Source organism: Paenibacillus sp. FSL H3-0457 (assembly GCF_037981725.1).
Taxonomy (GTDB): domain Bacteria; phylum Bacillota; class Bacilli; order Paenibacillales; family Paenibacillaceae; genus Paenibacillus; species Paenibacillus amylolyticus.
Genome location: NZ_CP150283.1, coordinates 3,678,258 through 3,704,958, shown reverse-complemented (window position 1 = coordinate 3,704,958; position 26,701 = coordinate 3,678,258). Strand labels below are relative to the sequence as shown.

Genomic DNA, 26,701 nt, shown 5'->3' with positions numbered 1-26,701 from the left:
TCGTTTTTATACGACTCCTTCTTCATTTGCGTCCTGTAGTATGTCTTACATCGGGATAACGAAGGAGCACAACGAATGAAGAAAACGATGATGTTAACCTTACTCATAGTCATTACGGCAGGAATGATCTGGTTCAACTGGGGGCTTGTTAGGACAGGTCAGAATCAGCCGGACTCTACATTTGGCACCAGCGGCTGGCAGGAGAATAGGCTTATTGCACATGCATTTGGTGGAGTTAACGGGGCTAGCTACACCAATTCTTATGAGGCGTTTATAACCAATTACAATAGAGGGTACCGTTTGTTCGAGGTTGATCTGGTGCAGACGACGGACGGGAAACTTGTAGCCAGACATGATTGGTCGCAGAAGCTACAGCCGGATTTGTCCACTCATCGCGGACGAAACGTAACAAAGCTTCAGTTTGCAAACTCGCTTATTATGGGAAGATTCCGCCCTCTTACCCTGCCGGACATACTGCAGATGATGAAGCAATATCCTGATTTTGACTTAATTGTGGATACGAAAGCAGGCAGCAAAGAGCAAATTCAGCAGCAGTTTGCGCATCTAGTCAATGAGGTTCGACGTACGGATCCTGCACTGCTCAACCGGATTATACCTGAAATTTTCAGCCCGGAAATGTATGACACGGTTATGGGGATCCACCCCTTTCCAAACAAAATATATTCACTTTACAAAACTGGCGCCTCCGCCGAAAGTATTGTAGAATTCGTAAGGGACAAACAACTGACAGCGGTCGCCATGCCTGTATACCGTGTGTATCTAAACCCCAATTTAGTTCCAACACTACATAAGTTTGGGGTAAAAAGCTATGTTCACACCGTCAACAGCAGACCGGTTATGCAGATTCTGTCCAGGTTCGGGGTGCATGGATTTTACACGGATCAGGAAAAATCACCAGAGGAGCTGATGCTTGCAGACGCTCCCCCAGGCCATGTTGAATTTTCGGAATACATGAGTTCCGGATTAGTAAATATAAGAAATATCGTGATGAAGGTGAGAAATAATGGCTATAAATAACATTCTTGTTGTAGACGATGAACCGGAAATTCGAGAAGCGCTCGTTATTTATTTGAAAAGCGAAGATGTGGATGTATTAACTGCCTCTAACGGATTGGAGGCGCTGGAAATTCTTGAACAAAAAACCATTCATCTTATTATCATGGACAACATGATGCCACAGCTCGATGGAATTAAAACGACATTTAAAATTCGTGAAAACAAAAATATACCGATCATTATGCTTTCCGCCAAGTCAGAAGATAGCGACAAGATTTTGGGACTCAACGTTGGGGCTGATGACTATATTACGAAACCGTTCAATCCTCTAGAGCTGATCGCTAGAGTCCGATCTCAGCTGCGCCGGTTTACGAATTTAGGTTCCTTCCAGTCAAACGGGGATGAGCTCATTCAAGTAAGAGGACTCGTGCTGAACAAAAGCTCGAAGACTGTTGAGATAGATGGAGAGGACGTCAGATTGACCCCGAAAGAATACAAAATTTTGGAGCTGCTGATGGAGAACAAGGGCAGAGTTTTCTCAATCGAAGAGATTTATGAGCGCGTGTGGAATGAACTGATCTTCACTTCAGAGAATACGGTTGCCGTACATGTGAGAAACATTCGTGAAAAAATTGAAATCAATCCCAAAGACCCAAAATATTTAAAGGTGGTATGGGGAATTGGATACAAAATCGAGAAAAAATAAAGCCGATCGGAAGGTTCCAATTGACCTTATTGTCATCATTGTCGCCGCGATTTTATGGAGCCTCGTGCTCATAAACAGGTATTCATACACGGGGTTGAGTCTGAGCTATTCAACTTCAAGTTACATCCAGGCACTGCTTGCCATTATTATTCTTTGCCTGCTGGCAAGCAGACTGTTTCTTTATTTTAAGGCACCCCATAATAGTCGTTCCTTCTGGCATGGCAGTCTGCTGATGGATTACTTTCATATTTGGAGAACCGGTCTTAGAGCCAGTTTACAAAACTGGAGACTAACGTTTGGCCTCATCATGATGCTTTTGCTAACCGCGATGGCCGGCATTTGTATTTGGCAGGCAGTCACATATTACGGACAGGGGTGGCTTCTACTTTATTTGTTGCTCTACGTGCTGTTCTTGGTTCCATATATACTTTCCAAGCTTAGAAGATTCATCGCCATTATCAACGGGAGCAAAGAGATTGCCGAAGGGAACATTCAGAACACAATTCAGGATACCGGCAAGGATGATCTATCCAAGCTTGCTGGTTATATTAACAATATGAAAGCCGGGTATCAAAGCGCGCTGGAGAATCAGATGAAGAGCGAACGGTTAAAAACAGAGCTGATTACCAACGTATCGCATGATTTGAAGACCCCACTTACTTCTATTATCAACTATGTTGATTTATTAAAAAAAGAAAATCTGTCTACAGAGACCACCCGATCCTATATTGAAACCCTGGACCGGAAGGCGCTACGGATGAAGCTGTTGATTGAAGACCTGTTCGAAATCTCAAAGATGGCCAGCGGTACAGTAGAGCTGGATATTGAGTACGTCGATGTCGCGACATTGTTGACACAGGCGATTGCCGAGTCCAACACCAGTATAGGACAAGCGTCGCCTGTGATTCGGGAGAGGATTGCGAAATTCCCGATCCATGCACATTTGGACGGCAATAAAATTTGGCGTGTATTCGAAAATTTAATTGGCAACGCGCAGAAATATTCGCTTCCGGGAACCAGAATCTATATTTATTTGAACGAGTCTGATGATCTGGTGCTATTCAAAATTCAAAATACTGCTGCTTATGAGATTGATTTTGCTGCGGAAGAGTTGTTCGAACGTTTCAAAAGAGCAGATGAATCCCGCCAGACAGAAGGCTCCGGCCTAGGGCTGTCCATTGTGAAAAGTATCGTTGAGCTGCACGGCGGGGAGATCAAAATTGAAATTCATGGTGATCAATTCAACGTTATTCTGCATTTGCCCAAGCAGCGCTTAATTTAAAAGTCCTAAAACTACGTTAACCCTCAATGCTCCTTTTCAGGAGTATGAGGGTTAACTTTTCATTTTTATCAGGTACTAAAGGTGAATCGTATGAATGGCTTACCAACATCGATTCCTAAATATTAGTCCAGAAGGCTGTAGATCTGAATGCTCTCCACCTTGGCATCCTTGATATGGAACGACATCACATCCACATAATTGGATGGCTCGTAACGGAAGTCATCCTCTTCATCTGGAGCTCCATCACCAAGCAGTTTCCCTTCAGGGTAGGCGTTTTTGAGTGTATCCAGGCTATCTCCTGCTTTAATGTTTCGTGCTGTCGTGTACTTAGGATCTGTGATTTCGATATGAAAGATGGAGTCTTGTTTTCCCTCTGGTATACTGATTGTTTTAATCTCCAGACCAGGATACGTATAGACCTTTTCTGTAAAACCGATTAACGTATCCATGTTTGTTCCATCATCAGCACTATAAGTATGAGATTTCAGGTTCTCCGGTTTGCCCAGCATCTGTTCCATCTGATCTTCATTCGCTGTATCCGAAATCGCAATGGTGTGCTCATTATAGACAAAAGCAAGCTCCTTTAGCACCACATTGCCTTCCTTCTCCATGGAACCTTCCTTAATAGCTTCAGTACCCTTTTCTTCAGAACTTTCGGAAGCAGGCGCATTAGCATTTGTTGCTCCTTCGCCTTTGCTCTGTTCATTCGCTGTGTTCTGTCCGGTTGCTGGGGGCGTAGCATCATTGGACTGACAGCCCGCTAATGCCACCGTTAGTAGAGCACCTAGTACGATAACACCTGTTGCTTTGTTTATCAATTTCATCATGATCCCTCCATAAATGTGTGATTTGTTCTTATGAAGTGATTATAAATAAAACATTTGTTAGTCTCATAACAGAAATGTACCAATCTTGTAACGTTAATTATTTACCCGCGTGTTTCCGCACGAGGCAAAACAATCGTAACGGTTGTTCCTTCCCCGATCTGACTTTCCATGTCAATATATCCATTAAACCGCTCTACAATCTCTTTGCAAATGGAAAGTCCAAGACCTGAACCGTTCGCTGTGCTTGCATTTTTCGCCCGGTAAAAACGTTCCTGCACTCTCTCCAGCTCATCGCCCGCGATACCAATACCTTGATCACGTATCCGTATAACCACCTCACTTGGCGTATGTTCCATCTCTACTTTAATCTGCGAGTGATTGCCTGAGTATTTGATGGCATTGTCCACAAGATTGGCGATGGCATGGGACATCAACATTGGATTGACATCGGCGTAGACTCTTGTCAGACCTCCATCTGTTGATCCTCCCTCCACTTTACTAACCATAATCTCGATTCCTTTATCCTTGGCCTTGGCACCCATACTCATTGCGACTTGCTGAATCAGTTCATTCATTTCCGTTTTCTCAACTTCCAGTTCGTTAGAACCAGCCTTGTCGAATCGGGATAACAACAACAGTTCATTAATCAAACGTGTCAGCCGATCTGATTCCTGCAGCAGATGAGCATAGATTTTTTGCAACTCCTTGTCCTCGTTCTCCCCTTCAACCAAGTACTGAGAGAAACCACGAATGGCTGCCAAGGGTGTTTTTAACTCGTGAGATACGTTGGAGACAAATTGTTTCTGGTACTGAATGTAATCATGAAGCTGCCGCCCCATGGAATCCAGTCCATCTGCCAGCATGCCCAGTTCATCCTTCCGGTTGAGATGAACTCTCCGAAACTCCTGTCTAGAGAAACTTTGCGCAGCGCTAAGCAACAGTTTAATCGGCTTGGTTGTGTTGCGGGCAATCCACAGGCTGGATAAGGTAATCAGCACAATAAATCCGCCTGCACCCGCAAACAGAATATAACGGATTTGATCCATAATCGCATAAAAGTAGGAAATGTCCTCCACGAACTCATACACATAAGCGTTTTCGTAGAATTGATCCTGAATGGGAGTCGCAAAATAAAGCAGATGATCTTCCGTTACGGTGTAGGCATAACTGCCGCTCAGTGCTTTCTCAATATTCTTTTCAAAAATAAGAGGTTTGCCATCATTAATGATGATGCCATCCGCAGCCAAGCCCAGCAACTGCTTGGAGCTGTCATAGATACGTACTTCCTTGCCCGAAGCTTTCAGCTTCTCTAGAGCAAGTCTGACAATTTCCTTGGTCTGGGGGTCTCCTGAAGATGACCTATGCTGTGATAACACCTCACGGAAGGACAACTCGGACAGATCCGCTTTCTCCATCATCTGTTTCTCAATGGTAATGAAGCTGTAGTAATCGATGGCTTTATTCACCGCAAAAATGATGATGCCAAAGGACAGCACGGAGAAAAATAAATAATTCAGCAGTAACCGGGTTGCATACTTCAGGCCTCGCCACCTCCAAGTTGATAGCCAAATCCATAGATCGTCCTGACATACTTCGGTTCGTCGGCGTTATCCTCCAGCTTCTTCCGTAATCGCATGATGGTCATATCTACACTGCGACTGTCTCCCATAAAATCATATCCCCATCCGATCTGCAGCAGTTCATCCCGGGTAAAGATTTTGTCTGGCCTTCTGAGTAACGTTTCCAGAATTTTAAACTCTTTGGCCGTTAAAGACACGGGTACATCGTTTTTTAGCACCCTGCGGCTTTCCAGATCAAATGTCAGCTCTTCATGAATGATGCGTGTAGATTTCACTTCTGTTCCTTCACTTGATTCCTCCTTGCTCTCGTTTCTTCTCAGAATGACCTTGATCCGTGCGAGCAATTCACGGTTGTCAAAGGGTTTGGTCATGTAATCTTCCGCCCCTAGCTCTAGTCCCAACACCTTGTCGATTACCTCGTTCTTGGCAGAGAGCATGATCACAGGAACGGCACGTTTCCCGGTGATTTCCTTGCACAGGTCATATCCGGAGCAGTCAGGCAGCATTAAATCAAGCACCACTATATCGGGTTGAAAAGAGTCGAGCAGCTGCAAGCCCGTTTTGCCGTCCTCTGCGGTCTGCACATCGTAGTTTTCTCGCCTTAGCACCAGCTCAAATAAATCTCGAATTGCGATTTCATCATCAATGACTAGGATTTTCTTCAACTGTACACCCCTATCTAGCCTTGTTTTCACCAGCTTCAATCAACTATTAACCCATCTTAGCACAGACACTTTAGATTCCTCCACCAACTGGAAGGTGAGGTATATTCCACTCAGCCCAACATAACTTGTAATAAACTCGAAGAAAGGAGAACAATCCATGGATCTGCTTTGGGTACTCATTGTTGGTGGACTTATTGGCTGGTTAAGCGGCAACTTGATTGGGCGGGACGTACCGGGCGGTGTACTTGGGAACATTATTGCGGGTTTTGCGGAGCCTTCCGAAGACGTTAACATAGAGAGGCGGAAACCGATCCCGTCGTTCATTAGTATGGGATAAACATAAAAGGACCTAAAGCATTCATCGATGGAAGATGAACACTTACGGTCCTTTTTTTATTTTTGTACTGATTTCATCCATTGTCGTGTTTTCGGAAGATTGGTTTTTGGCGGTTATCATCCCCTGAGCCAAAAGACACATCCACCATCCTCTTCATTTCTTTTCTAAAGTGCTTTGACTAGTTTGTTTTATCTAATTCAAGCCCGCCGTTTATCTTGCTTCTTATGTTTCGTCATGTTGTTCAGAAGATACTAAGCGATGAGCTGAGACAAGTTGTCCGGCGGCATCCTTACCCCAAACTGAAATTTGAACTTGTTGTTCTGCTAAACCGCTCGTTGTAAAGACAAATTCAAAAGAATTAAAATCTGCATAATAATTTTTGGTTAGGACTTGATTAGGATTTATAGAAACTAACTCAAGTACATATAGTGTTCTTGTTCCATTCAAATAATAACCTTGAATCAGGATATTCGAGCCATCGACTAAGTTGCGATTATCTATTTTGATCGTCAACTGTTGTGTCGGTCTTACATTATCTACAGGATTATTTTCTATCGGTCCGGTGGATAAAATCATTCTCTCTTACCCCTTCCCAACATCTATTGTGCATCATTATGACCTGAGGTTTTACCAGCTCTCAGCAACTCTAAATACCACATCAACTATATTTGAGCCTGCCCCACCAATATTTGATACAGCTAATGTTACGACCTGATTTTCAGGAAGCGTGAAGTCCAATAGTTCTGATGAAGCTAATATTCTGGCAACACCTGTTCCGCCTCCTGTAACACCTTGAAACACTACTTCTCCTCCGGTAATTGTTGTAGACGAATTGTTTACCAACAAAGCTGTTTCACTATCGGGAATGATCGTTGTAGCTGTTGGATAATTAATAAATGCTCCATCGAGAATTCCACCCACAAGTACTTGATAACTAAGATCTACGGATGAGATAATGTTTATTTCTTCTAGATCCACCTGAACAGAGTTCGTTCTAGCTGATCCCGAAGGGAAGATTGCTTTTCTTGTAAATGATAGTACGGGTGTTAGTGCTGATGTGAGATTGGTAACCCTCCTCCTTTCCGAAGTGACTCTAAAGGTGGGATTATATTTTCCGATAATACTATATTGTCTTCCTCCAACAAAAAGGGTATAGGTTTCGGCAGTTCCGTTATTATCAATTTGTGCTCTTATGGGAAGATTGGGGTCAATAAAACTCGTTTGACCTGTTGGGGAGAATCGGTGGACGGTAATTACCTCTTGCGCTAAAGTCGACGGATTAGGAATGACCACTCTAAATTCGATTACTCCATACCCATACCAAGTAAATACGATTTGAAATATATTCCCTTTAGATAGATTTAGTGTCGCTCCGCTTAATCCAGTACCATCCAATCGGTCCACATTCCATGAACTTTGAGGAAAAGTTGTATCGGAGCCTCCTCGCCGTATGGCCACGAATACATTTGTGCTATCCACTCCAAAAAAAGCCCCGTTCTGATCGTCAAAGAATCCCCATCTTCCAATCTGATTACCTATCGGCAGCATAGGTATTCGAACGCCGATTCCGGCTTCTCCTGCGAATCCTGGCTCGTATCTACCTCGTAATACACTTTCTAGAATGGCTGAATCTATTCCGTTAGTGGTATTGCTTAGATTAAATTCCGTTGCATCATTAGTAACCGTACCATCCCCAATGGTTGTAACGGAATCTCTTAGAATGGATAGACCATATGCAGATGTTAACTCCACAATTGGGGTTTTTTCCGATACAATTAGCTCATCGAATTGCGAACTTATATTGGGACCCACATTTGAGATTATAATATCCGACAAGTTAGTTCCTCCTTCGCAGGAAGGGAAAAGTGAATTCCCTCCTTCTCCTATTACTTTTTACCATTCTTCAGTAAGACTGAAGGTGGCCGTAACAGGATTAGTCCCCCCGCTTAAATTCGCTACGGCTAAAGTCACAATTTCAGAGTCAGGTAATTGGAAATCCAATAATGAAGCTGAAGCTGATATTCTGACACTTCCCGCAACTCCGGCTACTAAGCCTTGTAATAGGACTTGACCATCCGCAATTGTCGTTAGTGTGTTGTTAATTAGAAGAGCTGTTTCCGAAGTTGGAATATTAGTCGTTGCTGTTGGAAAGTTTACGAAGCCTCCATTAATCGTTCCGCCTAATATGATCTGATAATAAATATCATCTGTAGTTATAAGATCAATACTTTCTAATTTGACACTCACTGAATTTGCCCTACCTGAACCTGGCGGGAAGGATGTCTTTCTTTGGAAAGACAAAATTGGTGTGAGTGACCCTGTTGCTGTTACAGTTCTCCTTTCGGAAGTAACCCTGAAAACGGGATTATATTTACCCAATATACTGTATTGTCTTCCTCCAACGAATAAATTGAGTTCTGATTCTGTGCCATTATTAAAGATTTCCGCACGTAGCGGAAGATTAGGATCGGCCAGACTGGTTTGCCCATTGGGGGAAAAGCGATGAACGATAATTACTTCTTGTGCTAAAGTTGAAGGATCAGGGATGACGACTCTAAATTCGATTACTCCATACCCGTACCATGTAAATACGATTTGAAATATATTCCCTGTAGATAAACTAAGCGTTGCGCCACTCGGACCTGTTCCATCTAATTTATCCACATTCCAAGATGCTTGAGGAATAATAGTGTCAACACCTGCTCTTCTGATCGCTACAAATATTCCATTCACTACGCTCTGCCCAAAGAATAAGCCGTTCTGATCGTCAAAAGCGCCCCATCTGACCACTTGGGCCCCTGTCGGTGGAGCCGGCAATCGAACACCTATTCCTATTTCTCCCGCTAAACCTGATTCATACCTTCCTCTCTCCGAGCTTTGAAGAATAGCAATGTCAGATCCGGATATAGTTGTAGTTAATTGAAATTCCGTATTATTACTTCCAACTGTAGCATCGCCCAATGTTAAAACAATGTCTCTTAGGTTGGATAAGCCATATACAGAAGTCAACTCAATAATCGGCGTTTTTTCACTGGTTCTTAATTCGTTAAATTGAGAGCTGACATTTGGTCCTACTCCCACGATGGTCGCATTAGGCTCAATCGTACCTGGGGCTCCCGTCGCTCCTGTAACTCCTGTAACTCCTGTAACTCCTGTAACTCCTGTAGCCCCTGTAGCCCCAGTGGCTCCTATGGCTCCTGTAGCTCCCGTTGTTCCTGTGGGTCCTGTTACTTCATTTGCGCCTAGCAATTCTGAAGATACAATGCGATGGGGAATTACAAGTTGCCCCTCTACATTTTTTCCCCAAACCGAGATTCCCATCTGATCTTCTGCTAAACCGCTCGTTGTAAAGACAAATTCAAAAGCATTAAAGTCCCCATCATAATTCTTCGTTATCACTTCATTTGGATTCACATTAATGAGTTCGTGTACGTACAACATTCGGGCTCCGTCTAGATAATATCCTTGAATCAAGATATCGGCACTATTGATTAAATCTCGATTATCCATTTTAATTGTCAGTTGCTGCGTTGGCCTTACACCACTGACCGGATTATTCTCAATCGGTCCGGTTGATAAAATAGCCATAAAATTTTATTCTCCTTTTTTTCCAAATGATTAGAGGCAGAAATATTCATCCACCTCCACCCCTTTGGTTTTAAACTAACAAAATTTAGGATCTAATCTTCCACTCCGTTACTGAACCTGAATAATCGAAACAGAACCATCTGTAAGTGTAGCTGTTGCCGATCCATTATAAAGAAAATCGATTGTAAGCGCAGTTGAAGTAGCATCAGCTAAAAACGTACCCGATACACTTACATTCGCATCTAAAGTTCCTGTAACTGCTCTCCCTGAAAACCGACTTTGAAATACGAGGTTAGTTCTTGGTGTGACCGTAACGTTCCCAACTACAGAACTCGTTGCTCTAAACGTATACGAAACCAAATAAATGTGGCCTATTGCCAGTACAAAGGTTGTACTTGTAGGATGCAATATGTTAGTGCCATTAATAAATACGGTCGTATACGAAATAGCTGTCGCATTTACAACAGAAGGTACACTAACATTAAATAACCCATTTTGTATTGTGGCATTTGCCCCGGTTGCACCTGTGCTCCCTGTGGCTCCAGTTGAGCCCGTTGCACCTGTTGCCCCACTTGTGCCTGTTTGCCCAGTCGCACCTGAGATCCCCGTTGCCCCAGTTATGCCCGTTGTGCCTGAGATGCCTGTGGCTCCGGTTACCCCCGTTGCACCTGTCCCTCCGGTTGCGCCTGAGATGCCCGTGGCTCCGGTTACGCCCGTTGCCCCAGTCTCCCCGGTTGCGCCTGAGATGCCTGTGGCTCCGGTTACACCGGTTGCCCCAGTCTCGCCGGTTGCGCCTGTCTCCCCGGTTGCACCCGTGATGCCCGTGGCTCCCGTTACGCCCGTTGCACCAGTCTCCCCGGTTGCACCCGTGATGCCCGTGGCTCCAGTTACCCCCGTTGCACCAGTCTCCCCGGTTGCACCCGTGATGCCCGTGGCTCCCGTTACCCCCGTTGCACCAGTCTCCCCGGTTGCACCCGTGATTCCCGTTGCACCAGTTACCCCCGTTGTACCAGTCTCCCCGGTTGCACCCGTGATGCCTGTGGCTCCCGTTACGCCCGTTGCACCAGTCTCCCCGGTTGCACCCGTGATGCCTGTGGCTCCCGTTACCCCCGTTGCACCGGTCTCCCCGGTTGCACCCGTGATGCCTGTGGCTCCGGTTACACCCGTGGCCCCAGTCTCGCCCGTTGCACCCGTGATGCCTGTCGCTCCCGTTACCCCCGTTGCACCAGTCTCCCCGGTTGCACCCGTGATGCCTGTGGCTCCGGTTACGCCGGTTGCACCGGTCTCGCCGGTTACGCCGGTTGCACCGGTCTCGCCGGTTACGCCGGTTACGCCAGTGATGCCCGTGGCTCCCGTTACACCGGTAGCACCAGTCTCGCCGGTTACGCCAGTGATGCCCGTGGCTCCAGTTACGCCGGTAGCACCAGTCTCGCCGGTTACGCCCGTGATGCCTGTGGCTCCGGTTACGCCCGTTGCCCCAGTCTCGCCGGTTGCACCCGTGATGCCTGTGGCTCCCGTTACGCCGGTTGTACCAGTCTCGCCGGTTACGCCAGTGATGCCCGTGGCTCCGGTTGCCCCAGTTGCCCCAGTCTCGCCGGTTGCACCCGTGATGCCTGTGGCTCCCGTTACGCCGGTTGTACCAGTCTCGCCGGTTACGCCAGTGATGCCCGTAGCTCCGGTTACGCCGGTTGCACCTGTGTTCCCCGTGGCCCCAGTTACGCCCGTTGTGCCTGTTTCACCCGTGGCTCCTCCAGCGGGGCCAGTAATCCCAGTTGCTCCAGTTACGCCAGTTGCACCTGTTTCACCGGTTGTGCCTGTGGTACCCGTAGCTCCAGTTACGCCCGTGGCTCCTGTTTCACCGGTTGTACCTGTGGTACCCGTAGCTCCAGTTACGCCAGTTGCACCTGTCTCTCCAGTTGTACCTGTGATGCCTGTGGCTCCACTTGCACCCGTTGGACCTGTTGTCCCTGTCTCCCCGGTTGCACCTGTGGTCCCCATAGCTCCAGTTACGCCAGTTGCTCCAGTTACACCCGTTGTGCCTGTGGTGCCCGTAGCTCCAGTTACGCCCGTGGCTCCTCCAGCGGGGCCAGTAATCCCTGTGGCTCCAGTTACGCCAGTTGCACCTGTTTCACCGGTTGTGCCTGTGTTCCCCGTGGCTCCAGTTACGCCAGTTGCCCCAGTCTCACCGGTTACGCCTGTGGCTCCATTGGCTTCTAACAATTCTGAAGATACGATACGGTGAGGCGTTACGAGCTGTCCCGTGGAGTTTTTTCCCCAAACTGAAATTTCTACTTGTTGTTCTGCTAAACCGCTCGTTGTAAAGACAAATTCAAATACGTCTAGGTTTGCAAAATAATCTTTTTTGATGGCTTGATTTGGATTTACGCTAATTAATTCGAGTATATATTCCGTTCTAGTCCCGTTTAGGTAATAACCCTGAATTAAAACAATTGCATTCGTAACGGCATTTCTATTATCAATATTAATGGTCAACTGTTGTGTTGGTCTTACACCGCTAACGGGATTATTCTCGATCGGTCCAGTTGATAAAATGGCCAATTATTCCCCCCCTTTCTTTACGTTTTCAGGAACAGGTGAGAAATCTGCATTCCTTATATCCTAATCCTTTTCTAACTCCTATAGACCGACAATTTCAGCGGCTTGGTCATCCTCCTTCTCTATGCCACATATTTGTATCCATTCATGGTGTACTTTTATTTTTTCATTAAAGTGAACTACTTGACTCTGGAAAGCACTTGTACCTTTTATTTACAACAAAAAGAGCCGCTAAAATAGCGACTTTAAAGGGTATTCGTTCTTTTACATCGACCTGAACCGTTCGCTGTGCTTGCATTTTTCGCCCGGTAAAAACGTTCCTGCACTCTCTCCAGATCATCGCCCGCGATACCGATACCTTGATCACGTATCCGTATAACTATCTCGCTTGTCGTATGTTCCAACTTCAATTCGATTAGCGATGGACTGCCTGAATATTTGATGGCATTGTCCACAAGGTTGGCGATCGCATGAGACATCAGCATTGGATTCACGTTGGCGTGGACTTTCGTCAGAAGCTTGTCCTCCGATTTCGCTTCATCCTCCCTGAACATAATCTCGATTCCTTTATCTTTGGCCTTGGCACCCATACTCGTTGCGACTTGCTGAATCAGTTCGTTCATTTCTGTCTTCTCGACTTCCAGTTCGTTAGAACCAGCCTTGTCGAATCGGGATAGCAACAACAGTTCATTAATCAAACGTGTCAGCCGATCCGATTCCTGCACGATTATGCGAATAATGCTAACAATGAGATTGTGCAGCTGCGTAATGATTTAATGAAATTTTTAAGTCAAAATGATATCAAATCGGAAATACATGTTCAGTAATTTTTCTGCAGGGCTGATTAGAGCAGTCTCTATGAAAGCATCAAATCAAGCACCACCAGATCCGGCCCAAAAGTATCCAGCAGCTGCAAGGCTATTTTACCGTTCTCAGCCGTTTGAACGACTTAGTTTTCTCTTCTCAGTACAAGCTCAATTAAATCTCTGATTGCGATTTCATCTTATATTCCACTCAGCCCAACATAACTTGTAATACTCGAAGAAAGGAGAACAATCCATGGATCTGCTCTGGGTACTCATTGTTGGTGGATTTAGGTGTACTCGGGAACATTATTGCGGGTTTTGCGGAGCCTTCCGAAGACGTTAACATAGAGAGGCGGAAACCGATCCCGTCGTTCATTAGTACAGGATAAACATAAAAGGACCGAAAGCATTCATCGATGGAAGATGAACACTTACGGTCCTTTTTTAAAATGTAATGACGATTTTACCTACAGCGTGGTGAGTTTCACTCAAAGCATGTGCATCATAAATCCCCTGTCTACTAAACGGGAATGTTGCCCCTACAATCGACTTTATCTTTTTCTCTTCCATCAGATCTGCCATTCTCTGCAATTGATCACCATCTGGCTGTAGCCAAATCCCCTTTGCCGATACATTGTGAGACTTAGCAGTATCATGATTGGGTTCACCAACAATGGTAATCAGTCTTCCGGTATTTGGCTTAAGCACCTTATAGCTATTTTCAGCTACTTCTCCACCCATCGTGTCAAACACTAAATCTATATCTTTTAGAATCTCTTCAAAGTTTTCCTTTTTGTAATCAATGACCTGATCAGCACCTAACGAATAAAGAAGTTCATGATTTTTTTCACTTGCTGTTGTGATAACATGAGCGCCGGCATTTTTTGCTAATTGAATGGCATACATACCTACACCACCAGCTCCAGCGTGAATAAGTACGGTTTCACCTTCTTTTAGATCGCCATGAGTAAACAGTACCTGCCATGCTGTTAAACCAGCCAAAGGTACAGCCGCAGCTTCCTCATATGAGATTGAATCAGGTAGTTTTGCCAGAAGGTGTTCATCAACTGCTGTATATTCAGCATACGAACCGAATCGTGTTGTATCAGGACGACTGAATACTCGATCCCCAACTTTCCATTTGGTAACGTTTGAACCAATTTCAGTTATGACCCCAGCTACATCCCAGCCTAAGATAATAGGAAATTCCCAATCATACATTTCTTTTAAGTAACCCTCTCTTAATTTCCAATCGATTGGATTAATGGATGTAGCCTCTAATTTTACAACCACTTGATTGGCTTCTGCCCTCGGTTTATTCACTTCCTGCTCAACTAACTCTTCTTTACTTCCATATTGATTAATCACAACTGCTTTCATTTTTGTATCACTCCTCTAAGCTAATAGCCTTTTACGTGCTATTCCTGATTATTTATTTGTATCTAGTCACTGGGGTTCATGCATATGATCCTTACTCATTTTTAAACAACCAGGATAAAATTATGCAAAAGCTTTAGGGATTTTGAGTTGTGTACACCAACAAATAAACGATTTTAACGAAATTATTTATGGACGCCGCTCCATTAAGATATACGATTCATCCGTAAAAATCAGCAGGGAAGAAATGACTCAAATCATCAATGAAGCTAGCACTGCCCCTTCCTGAATCAGTGAAGAAGAAGTTGCAATGATGACCGACATGCTTACACGCATGCAATTTAATCTGAAGGATCTGTAAATTTACGATGACAGTCAGCCTTCTTCAGATTTCTTTTCATAAATGAATAAAACTAGTTAGATGAGATGATACAATATCTCAGATTAACAAGAGATTATAGGCCATATATTATTCAGGCAAGATCAAAGCAAACCGCTGAGTGTTTCATTACATGGCGGTTTGTTTTAATTTATCAACAGCTAGCTTTTCGAAATATTACAAGTTGGACTAGCACATACTAAGGAAACAGTTGGCTGAAGCTTACATAATGGAGGTCTCATCATGGTATTTACAATCACAATTATCATCGTTGCACTGTTTGCAATATGGGGAGCCGTCGCTCCTGATCAGCTGGCGGATGTGGCTAATGTTGCCTACAACTTCTCTATTCAGAATTTTGGCTGGTTTTATTTGCTAGCGACACTGTTCTTCCTGATCTTTGCTTTTTATCTGGCGTTCAGCCGATTTGGCGGTATTAGGCTTGGGGATGACGATGATGAGCCGGAGTATTCTACGGTTTCCTGGCTGTCCATGCTGTTTAGCGCGGGTATGGGCATTGGGCTGGTTTTCTGGGGAGTTGCTGAACCGCTGTCCCACTATTTATCTGCACCTGAGGGGGCGGTACCCGAAACAACGCAAGCAGCCATACTTTCAATGCGTTATTCCTTTTTCCACTGGGGGCTGCATCCTTGGGCTATCTATACCGTCATCGGTTTAGCGCTTGCTTACTTCCAGTTCCGGAAAGGATACAAAGGGCTGATCAGTTCCACCTTTATTCCTCTGATCGGTGAGCGTCTTGCTGCTGGCTGGCTTGGTAAGGTTATTGATATTCTGGCGGTCATATCCACCATCTTTGGTGTTGCGACCTCGCTTGGATTGGGTGCTCTTCAGATCGGCGGGGGTCTGAATCACTTATTCGGTATTCCTAACTCGACTCTGTCTCAGGTTGTCATTATCATCGTTGTAACCGTACTGTTTTTAATCTCGGCAACCTCCGGTCTGGATAAAGGTATTAAGATTCTGAGCAACGTCAACCTCGTTATAGCTTTGTTATTGATGTTGTTTGTATTGGTGACTGGACCGACTTCTTTTATATTTGACACATTCACAACAACCTTGGGCAGTTACATGCAGAATATTATTAACATGAGTTTGAGACTGACGCCGTTCTCAAGAGAAACCTGGATTGGAGCATGGACGTTATTTTACTGGGCATGGTGGATCTCGTGGGCTCCTTTTGTCGGCACTTTTATCGCAAGGGTATCCAGAGGAAGAACCATAAAGGAATTTGTAATTTACGTCATGGTTATTCCAAGTCTTTTCGGATTTATCTGGTTCTCCGTCTTTGGCGGAACAGGACTTCACATGGAATTGTTCAATGCCGCTCATCTGGCGGAGGCTGTCAAGGAAGATACGACAACCGCTTTATTCCTTATGCTGGAGCAGCTGCCTTTGGGCACGATCGTGGCATTCATCGCCACAATGCTGATCATGATCTTCTTTATTACGTCGGCTGATTCAGCTACCTTTGTACTGGGCATGCTCACTTCAGATGGCAAACTGGACCCAAGTACAAGAGTGAAATTAACCTGGGGAATCATGCAGTCCTCCATCGCGGTAGTACTGCTAATTAGCGGGGGGTTAACTGGCCTCCAGACGGCATCCATTGTAACCGCATTGCCGTTCGCTATTGTCCTTATCGGTATGTGTTTCTCCCTGCTCAAGGCTCTAAAGGCTGAGGACAAAGAGCGCCGTCAGAAGGAAAAACGGCAGCGCCAAAAGCTGAAACGACTGCTGGAGGAACAAGAAATCTCGCTGAATGAAATTTCCGGCAGGTAATATCTGCTTTGCCCTGGAACAAAAATATAGTAGATCGTTTGGCCAATTCACTGCATTGTTTTCACTTTTAGCTATGTATACCATTTCAACAAGTTGCAGAACTTGCCGAACATTCAACCCTCTCTAAATCAAAAAAGCATTGAATCTCTTCCCTCCTACATTACATAGGCTCTCGTGGGGGTTGAGACTCAATGCTTTTAGTATTTATACCCGGGGATAAAAACAAATTACAACGATAACGATCTCAAAACTTTAAATCGCCTTCTCATCTCACTCTAAAATTGTTTTGAGCATATTTGGATACGAGAAAGACAGCGCTGGATAGATAGGCTAAAGTCAACACCGTGATGACAGCCGTTAGTCCCCATAGTGTAGGACCTAGAAACATCGCCACAACAAAACTCAATGAAACAAGGCCGTTTACGAATGAGAAAAGAGGACTGTTGGTTTCCAACTCCGTTGTGTAGGGTTGAATTACATAGTATAACAACAGATGATGTACTGAGAAAAATACAGCCAGTGCAATGGTTATAACCCAGATAGGAAGTAGCAAACTGATATCCTGTCCTCCAGTTAATACAAGTATAGATACACTTATTACAGCTGCTAAACAAGAACCTAACTTTAGATTTATCCTTAATATACTTCTAAACCTTAACAGAAAATGCTTCTTCGCATGCTGGCGGTAAAATGGATAGCGCATCAGCGGCTTATCAACATGGTAGAATAGAGCCTTACAAATCTGGCCACCTACTGTCATATTTAGCATGACCATAATGATTAAAGGTGAGTATCTTTCAATTGAATTTAGTGAAAGATGATCTTTGAAAATGAGTACCAACAAAGGTAGGAGTATGCCTATGATCATAATAGCCAATAAACGTCTGTGGAACGGTGCGCGGAGGAGAGCGGTATGCCTGGTAACAAAAATTTCGTGTAATTGCTCGTATCCGTTTTTTTCTAATATGCGCTGCTCGTTGAGATGAAGGTTAGACGAGGTTGGCCTGCTAAGATCATGTTCTTTTGACTGAACCATTCTCTGTTGAAGATCAGCCATCCGTATTTCTGGATTTAACAATGGATCAGCATGGTTTGTTACTGCGCGCACTGCAGATGTGAAATCCGTATGTTTTAGTAAAATATACCCACAGATAACCCCAGATAACGATATCAGTATCAAAAGCCCCGGTTGATCAAATATCACAGATCCAAATAGAGGAAAGTTCAGTTTTGTGAAAGGAAGGTAAGCAAAAGTCAGTGCCAGCAACATGCTCAGACTCGTAGCCCATGTTTTCTGTACAAGAATAATGCCTTTCCATTTAAATAATGCCAAATGTAAAAATTCACATATCACTCGCCAAAAAGTCATCATTCCCACAACCAGCAATGCATGAGTAATTGAGAATTTAAAGAGTACGGCAACCAGAGTCATTGCAATCCCTTGATAGAAGAAAAATGTCGTATACCGATAAAATAGCGTAGCTCGCATAAATTTGGTTGGGTTTATCCGCATATGGCGTATAGATGTATACTTCATTTTGTTTGATTCCAAGACTTGTGCACTCGTTATCCCAGCCATTACGCCACTTATGCAAAAATACATGTGAAGAAGAAGGGTAAAATGCTCCGTACGATTAACATCTTCCGTCCATAAGAGCATGGGCAATGCAAACATTCCCCCGAAATATAATAAGCTTTCCAATAACCCAGCGACAAATAATAAAATAACCGCAATTGCACCGATGGTACGTTTAGTCCGAAAAGCAGCATAAGTTTGTTCACTGATTAATTTCCCTACAAACGGTAACTTTTGCGTGAAATAGATCAAACGGTTGACCAACGTAATCATCTGTAACTGCCAGATGCGAGAAATTGTACTAATCATTCCCGTCATCGGCGTTCTCCTTCGTACTTCCATATTGGCTTTCATCCCGTAATAATTCAATTACCTGCTCTTCAAAGTCGGACTGAGTAAGGATTTCGGGTGAAATCCGTGTTAAACTCCCATGATTTAAAATAATTAACTCATCACACAGATCCGTTGCCAATTGCAATATATGGGTCGAGAAAATTAGGATATGATCTTTTTTTATATCACGTAACAATTGTTTCATCTCACTCGCAACGATGACATCAAAGGAAGTTAAAGGTTCGTCCAACAGAATCACTGTAGGTTTTATGAGTAAAAATAACAACATTTGAACTTTATTCTTCATTCCATGCGAGTAATGTTTAATGAGCTTATGTCGGTCATCCTGCGCAATGTGCATCATATCAAACAGGTCATCGATATTGTTTCCTCGTCCTTCAATTACATCTACGTTAACATCAATAAAAAAACGTACAAATTCATATCCCGTCAGAAATTCTGGTAACAGTGGCAATGAATATACGTATCCTACATCATCCATTTCCAAGTCACGCGATTTTGATTCGTTGACAAGTTTCATTTTGCCGCCATCCACTTGGATCTCGCCACCTAAACAATTGAATAACGTTGTTTTGCCGGCCCCATTGCGCCCAAGAAGGCCATAGATCTTTCCCTTTTCAAATTGAAAATTTAAATTAGTTAATACTTTTTTTTCACCAAAACTCTTCTCTACATTTTGTAAGACCAATTCCATTTATTTGTTCCTCGCTTTCAAACCAATTCATTATTTGTTTACCTGAAAATTCAATAAAACCAACCATGCCATTGTTCACGTTTTTATTCATATCCGATAATTGTTTAGTTTTCATCCGTATCAATCCCTTCGATTTTTTTCATAAAAGGATATAGCTAATATTAGAAATAGACAATCACACTAAACTAATATTCTATTTTGAACGCTATAATTCCTTGTATTTACATATAAAAGAATATTTGATACAACACTATAAACGTTCCCGCTCCAATATATTAATGCGTCATCTAAACAGTTCCCGGGTTAATCCCCGCAGACGTTAATTTAGATTTGGCTTGATGCAACTGTTCCAAACTCACTTTCTCCACTCCGGTTCAATAGAACGTGATGAGATTTTCTTGATAAAATTGTATTAAAAGGATAAAATGACGAGCATCAACGGTTTTATTCGAAGAATGGTATAGCTTATGAAAGGTGGTTTAGCAATGAAGATTCTCATAGTGGGCTATTTTAGCGAGACCTCAAAATCAAATATTGCAAGGAGTTTTCCGCAAGACTGGAACGTTGTAATTGTTCCGCCCGGAAAAGAAATGCTGGATCATATTGAAGATTGCCAGGTACTCATCCCTGAACATATTAAAGTGGATCACAGTCTGCTTTCTAACGCAAAAAAAATAAAATTGGTACAGACGGGTGCAGGATTTGATAATGTGGATGTCCCTGCCTGTACACAGCGCGGCATTTGGGTAGCCAATGCTGGAGGAGTAAATGCACAGGCAGTGGCCGAACACGTAATGGCACTGATATTGTCTTATTATAAAAACATACCGTTTCTTGACTCTTTCATGAAAAACAAGATGGATGAGAATCAATTGGACTATGTAGGGAGTGAGTTAAAAGGAAAAACGATTGGAATTATCGGTTTGGGTGCTATTGGAAAAAAAGTTGCTGCGTTTTGCAGGGTTTTTGATATGAATGTGCTGGCTTATGCGAGAAATGCCACTGCACAATCGGACGGTTTTGTGAAAATGACGGATTTTGATACTCTTGTAAGCACATCGGACATAGTCAGTGTACATGTACCCTTGAATCAGCAAACCAAACAGCTGATCAACAAAGCGGCATTCAAAAAAATGAAAAATACCACTCTTTTTATCAATACAGCCCGCGGAGGCATTGTCAACGAAAGAGACTTGATTGATGCATTAAAAAACGGGGATATTTCAGGCGCATGCCTGGATGTGTTTGAATCTGAACCGCTTCCTATTGACAGCAAGCTCCGGAATCTGGGTAATGTGATACTTACTCCCCATACAGCAGGAATGCCTGATGGTCGGAAATTTCATAAAACAAGATTTGATTTCTTTATAAAGAATATAAAACGTGTAGAAAATGGTGAAGAGCCTGAAAGCAAGCTCAATCAGTTATGATGTTTTGGTGCAGGGGTACCTTTCCCCGTGTACCGATAAAATAAAAAGTCGCCTAAAAAAGCGACCTTGATGGGAGTATGTTCTTGTCCGTCGACAAAAAACATCTCCGAAAATATAGTATCATATCTTCAGAGATGTTGTCCTCCAACAGCTTGTATATTATTATCTTTATTCGCTATCTGGTTTATTGGCCTGCTCTTCATATATGAATGGATAGACTTGACTTCCGAGCAATATTCTTCGTCCTTGGAACTCATCATACAGATTGATTCGAACTGTCCCACTATTTATGATTTTGCTTAAGTTGGTATTCAAGTTCATGAAGTATGATTTATTATTGCCAACGGTTAAATCGGTACCAAGTGTTAATACCTTCTCTATGGATTTCCCGCTCGGGTCAATGACTTCCATAATGAGCTTATGGTCAGTAGAACCTGTCTCATAATCTCCATTTCTTAAGAGATCATAATAAATAACGATATTAAGCATATCTTTCGCTGCGCTAAGCATTCCCTCACCTCTCGTAATGTTGAGCTGATACGGAAACAATTCCACATGTTGCAGATTCGTTGCTGGTTGTACAACTCTAGGGCTAAGTGCTAAACGAACAGTATTAATAGAGCCCGTGAGTTCATCCCCCACATCTGCCATCTTTCCATTCGCAACCCCTTCTCCGACATACAGTTCAAGCTGCGAAGTATTCACATTTAGTGGAAGCTTGCTCCAGACCGTCACCAGGTTTTTCCCTTTCGGACTGGTTTTGGCGGACGATTGGCTAACCTCTGCCTCAAAATACTCGTTATCTGGTGTTTTGTAGTAAGCAACTAACTGTGACTGCTTGGATTGCCGTTTTTCCTGGTTGGTCATTTCCAGTTCCGTGTACATTAGATTGGACTTAGCGTCATGGTAAATGGTGGTCAAGCGTTCACGGACTTCTGATTTCTTGCCCGGAGTATGGATGGGATAAGAGTCGCCTGCAGGAACCAGGCTCATAGCGTTGTTGAACGCGTTAAAGTTCAACGACAGAAATTTAGTAATGTCCTCGCCTGCTGTTTCCTGGAGCTCAATTCGTAATTGATTGAAATTATACGAATACGGTATGTTGGCAAGGATATAGAGTTCCACGATTTCATTGGGCGCCAAGGTCGTTTGGTTATCCTGTACCACGATTTGGCCTGTATTACTGAGATCCCGCATTCCAGCATTTATTGCTGCTTTTAACACAGGCAGCTGCACGGTCGTCGTTTTGGTATTACGAATGCTGATTCGGGCTACGATCTGATCTTTATCTCCCCATGGCAGCCGCTGATATGAGCTAAGCTTCACGCCAAATGTCCCGTGACTATTCTCGATGATATTCTCTGAGCCCTGATGGCTTTTGCCTTCCTGAGCATATGGAATTTTATAAAGGGCCGTCGGGAAGCTAATCTTCCCTTCCGTAGCAGGCTCCGTCAATTGCAGTTGCAGCGTATTCTGTTTTATATGCAATGGCACATCTACATCCAGATCGATAAGCTTCTCCTCCATCGGCTTCAGCGTTTGTTGGTCAAATGCCTTGGCATTCACCGGAATGCTATAACCTTCATCCGTAAAGATGGAAAGCTCATAAGCTGGCAGCTTCACGGATTTTTCACTGAGATTTTTAATGCGGAATTGAATATTCCATTTGCCAGTATTGTTCTCAGTATATACAGAAGCATATTTCAACTGGGTTTCAATCGTTTGATGGTTCACCGAAATTTTTCTGATGCCATAATCCGGCACAGGCTTATCAGCGGTAACAGCTGGAAGTTTGAAGGTTTTTACTGGTAGCATCATGTTCAACGTTTCGTCTTCTTGCGTAAATTGCATCGTCATAAGTTCTGTTTTAAGGTTGGATGGAACCTCTGCCAAATAATATATCGTTCGTTTCTGCCCTGGCTGGATCTTGAAATTACTCCCTGTATCATCCTCAGGCACAAGATCGAATACTGAGCCCCCGGCCGATTTCAGTTGTGCTTTATATCCGGGATCGCTTAGTACCTTCTTGCCCCCGTTTGCAAATTGAACGGCCACTCTCATGTATACTTTTCCATTATGATTCATTCGCTGCATCCGTTCCGCCTTGACCGTGACTGGCTGCTGTTTCATCATGATCTTGGTGCTTTTGCCCTTCACTACAGCAACATCCGGGGCTGCATCGGGAAGGTTGAACGATTGCACTGGGATCTGGATCTTCAATACTTCATCTTCCTGCGCAAGCTGCAGAGTCATGCCATGTGTCTTCATCGTGGAGGGTATCTCAGCCCAATAACTGATGACTCTGCTCTCCTGAGACTGAAGTTTGTAGCCGGAGCTGGCTGAATCGGGTACAAGCTCAAATGTTGAACCGCCCGCTGACCTTAGATATGCTTTATATCCAGGGTCACTTAGCATCTTGGTTCCTCCGTTCGAGAGCCTGAGTCCTAATTGAACATACACTTTTCCATTAATTTTATACCTCTGCAAGGTATCCACCTTGGCTGTGACAGGAAGATTATTTATTGTAATCTTTTTGCTCTTACCTATCGGAATTATAGATGAGTACTGAGCAGGAATCGTGAATTGTCCCAGCTTTTTCTGATAATTTGCGCTGTTAAAATCCCATCCGAACATGGAAATTTTGATCCCGTTGACCTTTGTCGAGTTTCCAATGTTTGCATAGTACGTCACAGACAGGCTGCTGTTCGCAGGCACCGTTCGTTTATCAGCATCACGGGTCACTGCTTTTCCTTTTATAGTCGTACCACTCGGCGTAGAAATCTTGGAAAAATAATCGATAAGATCCACCCTATTGCCGCTGCTGTTACTGTAACGAAGCGTATATATGAGAATACTTCCACCTGGCTGAGTATAAACATCCGTCCCGGTCAGCTTTACATGGACGCTCTGCTTCAACGAAACTGATCCCAGTTGATCTAATGTCAGACCAGACGCGGCTACAGCAGATTTGGAAACGAGGTGATCAGCCGTGGATGCCCCGTATACGTCAAGGGCCATGAAATGACCCAACACGGCGGCACTGAGTAGTATTGTCACAACTGTTTTTTTCGGCCTATACATGAATCTACCTCCCTGTATAAAAAGACATTTGCCCGCTTTTCATTCTGTGAAGCAGGAAGCAGCGCACGAATGCAGGCTGCTTCCCGCCATTTACCTATTCGTTTAGATAAGTTGTGACCCGGTTTTGGATCAGTTTGGCTACTTCCTCGGCAGTTTTCTGTCCGCTAAAGAATGCAACGGACTCTTCTCCGGCAATACTTAACACTTTAACATCCAGATCTACATATTGATCGGCGGATTGAACAATTTGTTTAAACACGGCGAACTGTTCATCCGATACTTTTGCCATCTCCCCATTTGGAAGCTTGTATTCGCCATTTTTAACTTTTTCTTGAAGATCATCAATTTTCTTTTCATTCATGGATTTAAGCATCGAGAATCCTTCTCGATCTTGTAGCATTTGCACTTCTTCCGACAATAAGAAGCTGATGAACTTCCAGGCTTCATCCTTTACGGGCGATTTAGCATGGATTGCGAACTGTTTTATAGTAGCTACTCGCGAGCCTTTTCGATCTCCGGTTTCTCCCGCCTGCGGTGATTGCAGCAGCTTGGGTTGATCAAAAATCATGTAGGGACCTTCGATAAAATCAATTGGCGACGTAATTGACGTGGAATTGAACATTTGATTGCCCGGCTTTGCTTCTTCCGATGTCACAATCTTTTCCTCGTACATTTGTTTAACCTGCTCGAACAGATTCACAAATTCGAGAGAATCGAATGTTGCCTTTTTGGCCAAAGGATCGACAAATGCAGCGTAGTTCTCAACAAGCATCTCCTGAAAGAGGAGTTCGGGCGGGTAGGACGCTAACGCATAAACCTCATCGGTACCGCTTTTCTTTTGGATTACTTCCTTTGAAACCTTCTCAAACTCTTTCCAGTTCCAAGTCTTATCATCAAACTTAACATTAGCGTTGCTCAGCATTTCCCCATCTCCTACAAATGCTCGTAACATGTACCCCAAAGGTACGGTATACATTCCATCATTCACCTTCAAACCGTCCAAAATATTCATTTGCAAATCGTCTTTATCCAATGTCTGATCTTTATTGAGCAAGTCGTTCATGTCGAGAAGAACACCTTTGCTTACATATTCTTTGAATGGGAGGTCATCAACTTCAATGATATCCATGCTTTTTCCCGATAACATGGCTGTATTCATAGAATTCCGATACTTCTCGTAGTCCCCTGATCCCCATTGTTCTCCCGTCTTATATGCATTGATCTGCAGATCGATGTCCGGGTATTTCTCTTCGAACTTTTTCTCCACTGTTTGATAGAATGGGGTCGACTCTGTCACAGAAAGGGTAAGGATTGTTTTTCCATCTTTCGATGTCACTTTATCCGCTGTACTACTTCCCCCGGAACTGCATGCGGTTAAACTCGTGATAAGAACCCCCATAGAAAGGATCAAAATCCACTTTTTCATTGTATAATTCCTCCTGAACTCTTCTTATTGTTACGTCTCACTATTCCAAGCGGATACGGTCGCCATCTTGCAGAGGCTCGCTACTTTTCAGAATGATCTTATCCTCTGCATAGATGATGTCGGTTTGGATCATCGTTTCTTTGTCATTCTTCTCGCTGGACTCAATCTTGACTTTGCGAACAACAAATACATTACCGAGTGCCCCCGGCTGCTCCTCGACTACAAAAACATAAGTGTCTTCCCGGTCCTGATGAATAGCTTCATTGGAAACAAGCAGCCCTTGATCGAGAGAACTTTTCTCGATTTTAACCCGAGCCTGCTCACCTCCCTTCAGTTCGGCATCGAGGAGCTTAATACGAAGGATCTTTTGAGGGAGGGTTACCATCCCCGCTCCTTCATCAGATGCTCCCTCTATAAGTGGCTCTGCATTAATGATTTCTTCAATGATGCCGTCCATGCTGTTGGCTTGCCGCTCTTGATCTGTATCTACCTCTACCTTGATCCGCTCTCCGATGGATATCCCTAACCTGGACAAACGCTTTGCATCCGCATTAACCTCGAACTTGTACCCTTGCCCGCTGTTTGAGACAATGATATCTGGCTCGCCTGCGGAAGCCAGTCCTTCTACCGCGTTCAACTTCGTTATAATACCGTCGAACGGAGCGATCAGTACCTGATCTTTGGTCAGTTGTTCTCTCATTTCGTTGATCTTGCGCTCCTGCGCAGCAATATCAAGTTTGCCTTTTTCAATTTCACGTTGTGCGCTGCGCAGCTTAAGTTCATCTTCTTCGAGGGACGATTGGATGAACTGGTCCTGAAGATTCTGCTGCTCGATCTTCTGCTTATCCAGATTTGTTACTTCAAGTTCAATTTCTTGTTTTGTCGATTGACTATCATAGGTGACGAGCTTCTGTCCTTTCTTTACACGATCGCCTTCTTTCACAAGAATCTGCTGAGTCTTCCGCTCGGTTGAACCGGATAACTTGGCTTCAGCGATCGGCTGAAGGATTCCGCTACCTTCAATAACTAACTGGATGTCTCCCATTTTTGGCTGCTCCGTAGTCACTTTCGGTAAGGTCAGCGATTGCAGCGTATTGCTGAACAATGTGAAGAGCAGTAGCAATCCCATAAAGCTTATGAACACGACTAGAATGATTCGCTTTCGTCTTTGCTCAACAGCCCCTGTATTTAACTCCATATCCTTTCTTCTCCTCCCAAAA

General features: G+C 43.8%; 20 protein-coding genes and 2 pseudogenes. 7 read left to right on the top strand and 15 right to left on the bottom strand.

Annotation, left to right across the window (positions count from 1 at the left end):
* Positions 1 to 75 precede the first annotated feature (75 nt).
* The 3 genes from MHH25_RS16365 to MHH25_RS16355 are packed head-to-tail and all read left to right on the top strand — an operon-like array spanning position 76 to position 3,005.
* Entirely contained in the window at positions 76 to 1,038 is a 963-nt protein-coding gene (locus tag MHH25_RS16365; protein ID WP_340017534.1) for a phosphatidylinositol-specific phospholipase C/glycerophosphodiester phosphodiesterase family protein, read from the top strand.
* A complete protein-coding gene (locus tag MHH25_RS16360; protein ID WP_076317761.1) occupies positions 1,025 to 1,723 on the top strand; it encodes a response regulator transcription factor in 699 nt (232 codons plus the stop codon). The genes MHH25_RS16365 and MHH25_RS16360 overlap by 14 nt, the downstream gene beginning before the upstream one ends.
* Positions 1,698 to 3,005 carry a HAMP domain-containing sensor histidine kinase gene (locus MHH25_RS16355; protein ID WP_340017533.1) on the top strand — a complete coding sequence of 436 codons (1,308 nt, stop codon included), beginning with the start codon at positions 1,698 to 1,700 and terminating at the stop codon, positions 3,003 to 3,005. The genes MHH25_RS16360 and MHH25_RS16355 overlap by 26 nt, the downstream gene beginning before the upstream one ends.
* 122 nt (positions 3,006 to 3,127) lie before the next feature.
* Here MHH25_RS16355 and MHH25_RS16350 read toward each other — a convergent pair whose 3' ends face one another.
* The 3 genes from MHH25_RS16350 to MHH25_RS16340 form a co-directional block, all read right to left on the bottom strand.
* Positions 3,128 to 3,832, bottom strand: a complete 705-nt coding sequence (locus MHH25_RS16350) for a hypothetical protein (protein ID WP_340017532.1) — start codon at positions 3,830 to 3,832, stop codon at positions 3,128 to 3,130.
* Positions 3,833 to 3,933: 101 nt separating this feature from the next.
* Positions 3,934 to 5,298, bottom strand: coding sequence for a HAMP domain-containing sensor histidine kinase (locus MHH25_RS16345; protein ID WP_340017531.1), 1,365 nt, complete (start codon positions 5,296 to 5,298; stop codon positions 3,934 to 3,936).
* A gap of 71 nt (positions 5,299 to 5,369) precedes the next feature.
* The gene (locus MHH25_RS16340) at positions 5,370 to 6,077 is read right to left on the bottom strand and encodes a response regulator transcription factor (protein WP_340017530.1); all 708 of its coding nucleotides are present in this window, start codon (positions 6,075 to 6,077) and stop codon (positions 5,370 to 5,372) included.
* A 157-nt stretch (positions 6,078 to 6,234) separates the two neighbouring features.
* On the opposite strand from MHH25_RS16340, the pseudogene MHH25_RS16335 reads away from it, so the two are divergent.
* A pseudogene (locus MHH25_RS16335) lies at positions 6,235 to 6,345 on the top strand (GlsB/YeaQ/YmgE family stress response membrane protein); the annotation flags it as partial.
* A gap of 291 nt (positions 6,346 to 6,636) precedes the next feature.
* Here the strand turns inward: MHH25_RS16335 and MHH25_RS16330 are convergent.
* The 6 genes from MHH25_RS16330 to MHH25_RS16305 form a co-directional block, all read right to left on the bottom strand.
* Positions 6,637 to 6,990 (bottom strand): hypothetical protein, encoded by a 354-nt coding sequence (locus MHH25_RS16330; protein WP_076250592.1) that lies wholly within the window; start codon positions 6,988 to 6,990, stop codon positions 6,637 to 6,639.
* A 51-nt stretch (positions 6,991 to 7,041) separates the two neighbouring features.
* On the bottom strand, positions 7,042 to 8,250 hold the full coding sequence (locus MHH25_RS16325; RefSeq protein ID WP_076250593.1) for a hypothetical protein: 1,209 nt from the start codon (positions 8,248 to 8,250) through the stop codon (positions 7,042 to 7,044).
* 57 nt (positions 8,251 to 8,307) lie between these two features.
* Positions 8,308 to 10,002, bottom strand: coding sequence for a hypothetical protein (locus MHH25_RS16320; RefSeq protein WP_340017529.1), 1,695 nt, complete (start codon positions 10,000 to 10,002; stop codon positions 8,308 to 8,310).
* A gap of 108 nt (positions 10,003 to 10,110) precedes the next feature.
* Positions 10,111 to 12,561, bottom strand: coding sequence for a collagen-like protein (locus tag MHH25_RS16315; RefSeq protein WP_340017528.1), 2,451 nt, complete (start codon positions 12,559 to 12,561; stop codon positions 10,111 to 10,113).
* 242 nt (positions 12,562 to 12,803) lie between these two features.
* The gene (locus MHH25_RS16310; RefSeq protein ID WP_340017527.1) at positions 12,804 to 13,283 is read right to left on the bottom strand and encodes a HAMP domain-containing sensor histidine kinase; all 480 of its coding nucleotides are present in this window, start codon (positions 13,281 to 13,283) and stop codon (positions 12,804 to 12,806) included.
* A gap of 525 nt (positions 13,284 to 13,808) precedes the next feature.
* Complete coding sequence (locus MHH25_RS16305) at positions 13,809 to 14,744, bottom strand: NADP-dependent oxidoreductase (protein WP_076327475.1); 936 nt, start codon at positions 14,742 to 14,744, stop codon at positions 13,809 to 13,811.
* 142 nt (positions 14,745 to 14,886) lie between these two features.
* On the opposite strand from MHH25_RS16305, the pseudogene MHH25_RS16300 reads away from it, so the two are divergent.
* Both MHH25_RS16300 and MHH25_RS16295 read left to right on the top strand, forming a co-directional pair.
* A pseudogene (locus MHH25_RS16300) lies at positions 14,887 to 15,027 on the top strand (nitroreductase family protein); the annotation flags it as partial.
* Between the two features lie 336 nt (positions 15,028 to 15,363).
* Positions 15,364 to 16,920: a BCCT family transporter gene (locus tag MHH25_RS16295; protein ID WP_036671491.1), complete on the top strand. Its 1,557-nt coding sequence runs from the start codon at positions 15,364 to 15,366 to the stop codon at positions 16,918 to 16,920.
* Between the two features lie 265 nt (positions 16,921 to 17,185).
* Here MHH25_RS16295 and MHH25_RS16290 read toward each other — a convergent pair whose 3' ends face one another.
* From MHH25_RS16290 to MHH25_RS16280, 3 genes are read right to left on the bottom strand one after another with little or no spacing between them, the layout of a single operon-like run.
* Complete coding sequence (locus tag MHH25_RS16290) at positions 17,186 to 18,814, bottom strand: hypothetical protein (RefSeq protein ID WP_340017526.1); 1,629 nt, start codon at positions 18,812 to 18,814, stop codon at positions 17,186 to 17,188.
* Positions 18,798 to 19,544, bottom strand: coding sequence for an ABC transporter ATP-binding protein (locus tag MHH25_RS16285; protein WP_340017525.1), 747 nt, complete (start codon positions 19,542 to 19,544; stop codon positions 18,798 to 18,800). Before MHH25_RS16285 ends, MHH25_RS16290 begins: the two co-directional genes overlap by 17 nt.
* The gene (locus tag MHH25_RS16280; protein ID WP_179086456.1) at positions 19,504 to 19,659 is read right to left on the bottom strand and encodes a hypothetical protein; all 156 of its coding nucleotides are present in this window, start codon (positions 19,657 to 19,659) and stop codon (positions 19,504 to 19,506) included. The genes MHH25_RS16285 and MHH25_RS16280 overlap by 41 nt, the downstream gene beginning before the upstream one ends.
* A gap of 370 nt (positions 19,660 to 20,029) precedes the next feature.
* Here MHH25_RS16280 and MHH25_RS16275 point away from each other — a divergent pair, with 370 nt between their 5' ends.
* Positions 20,030 to 20,974 carry an NAD(P)-dependent oxidoreductase gene (locus MHH25_RS16275; RefSeq protein ID WP_340017524.1) on the top strand — a complete coding sequence of 315 codons (945 nt, stop codon included), beginning with the start codon at positions 20,030 to 20,032 and terminating at the stop codon, positions 20,972 to 20,974.
* Positions 20,975 to 21,142: 168 nt separating this feature from the next.
* On the opposite strand, the gene MHH25_RS16270 is transcribed toward MHH25_RS16275, so the two are convergent.
* The 3 genes from MHH25_RS16270 to MHH25_RS16260 form a co-directional block, all read right to left on the bottom strand.
* Entirely contained in the window at positions 21,143 to 24,055 is a 2,913-nt protein-coding gene (locus MHH25_RS16270) for a hypothetical protein (RefSeq protein WP_340017523.1), read from the bottom strand.
* Positions 24,056 to 24,149: 94 nt separating this feature from the next.
* Complete coding sequence (locus tag MHH25_RS16265; RefSeq protein ID WP_340017522.1) at positions 24,150 to 25,481, bottom strand: extracellular solute-binding protein; 1,332 nt, start codon at positions 25,479 to 25,481, stop codon at positions 24,150 to 24,152.
* Positions 25,482 to 25,521: 40 nt separating this feature from the next.
* Positions 25,522 to 26,679, bottom strand: coding sequence for an RND transporter (locus MHH25_RS16260; protein ID WP_340017521.1), 1,158 nt, complete (start codon positions 26,677 to 26,679; stop codon positions 25,522 to 25,524).
* Positions 26,680 to 26,701 lie beyond the last annotated feature (22 nt).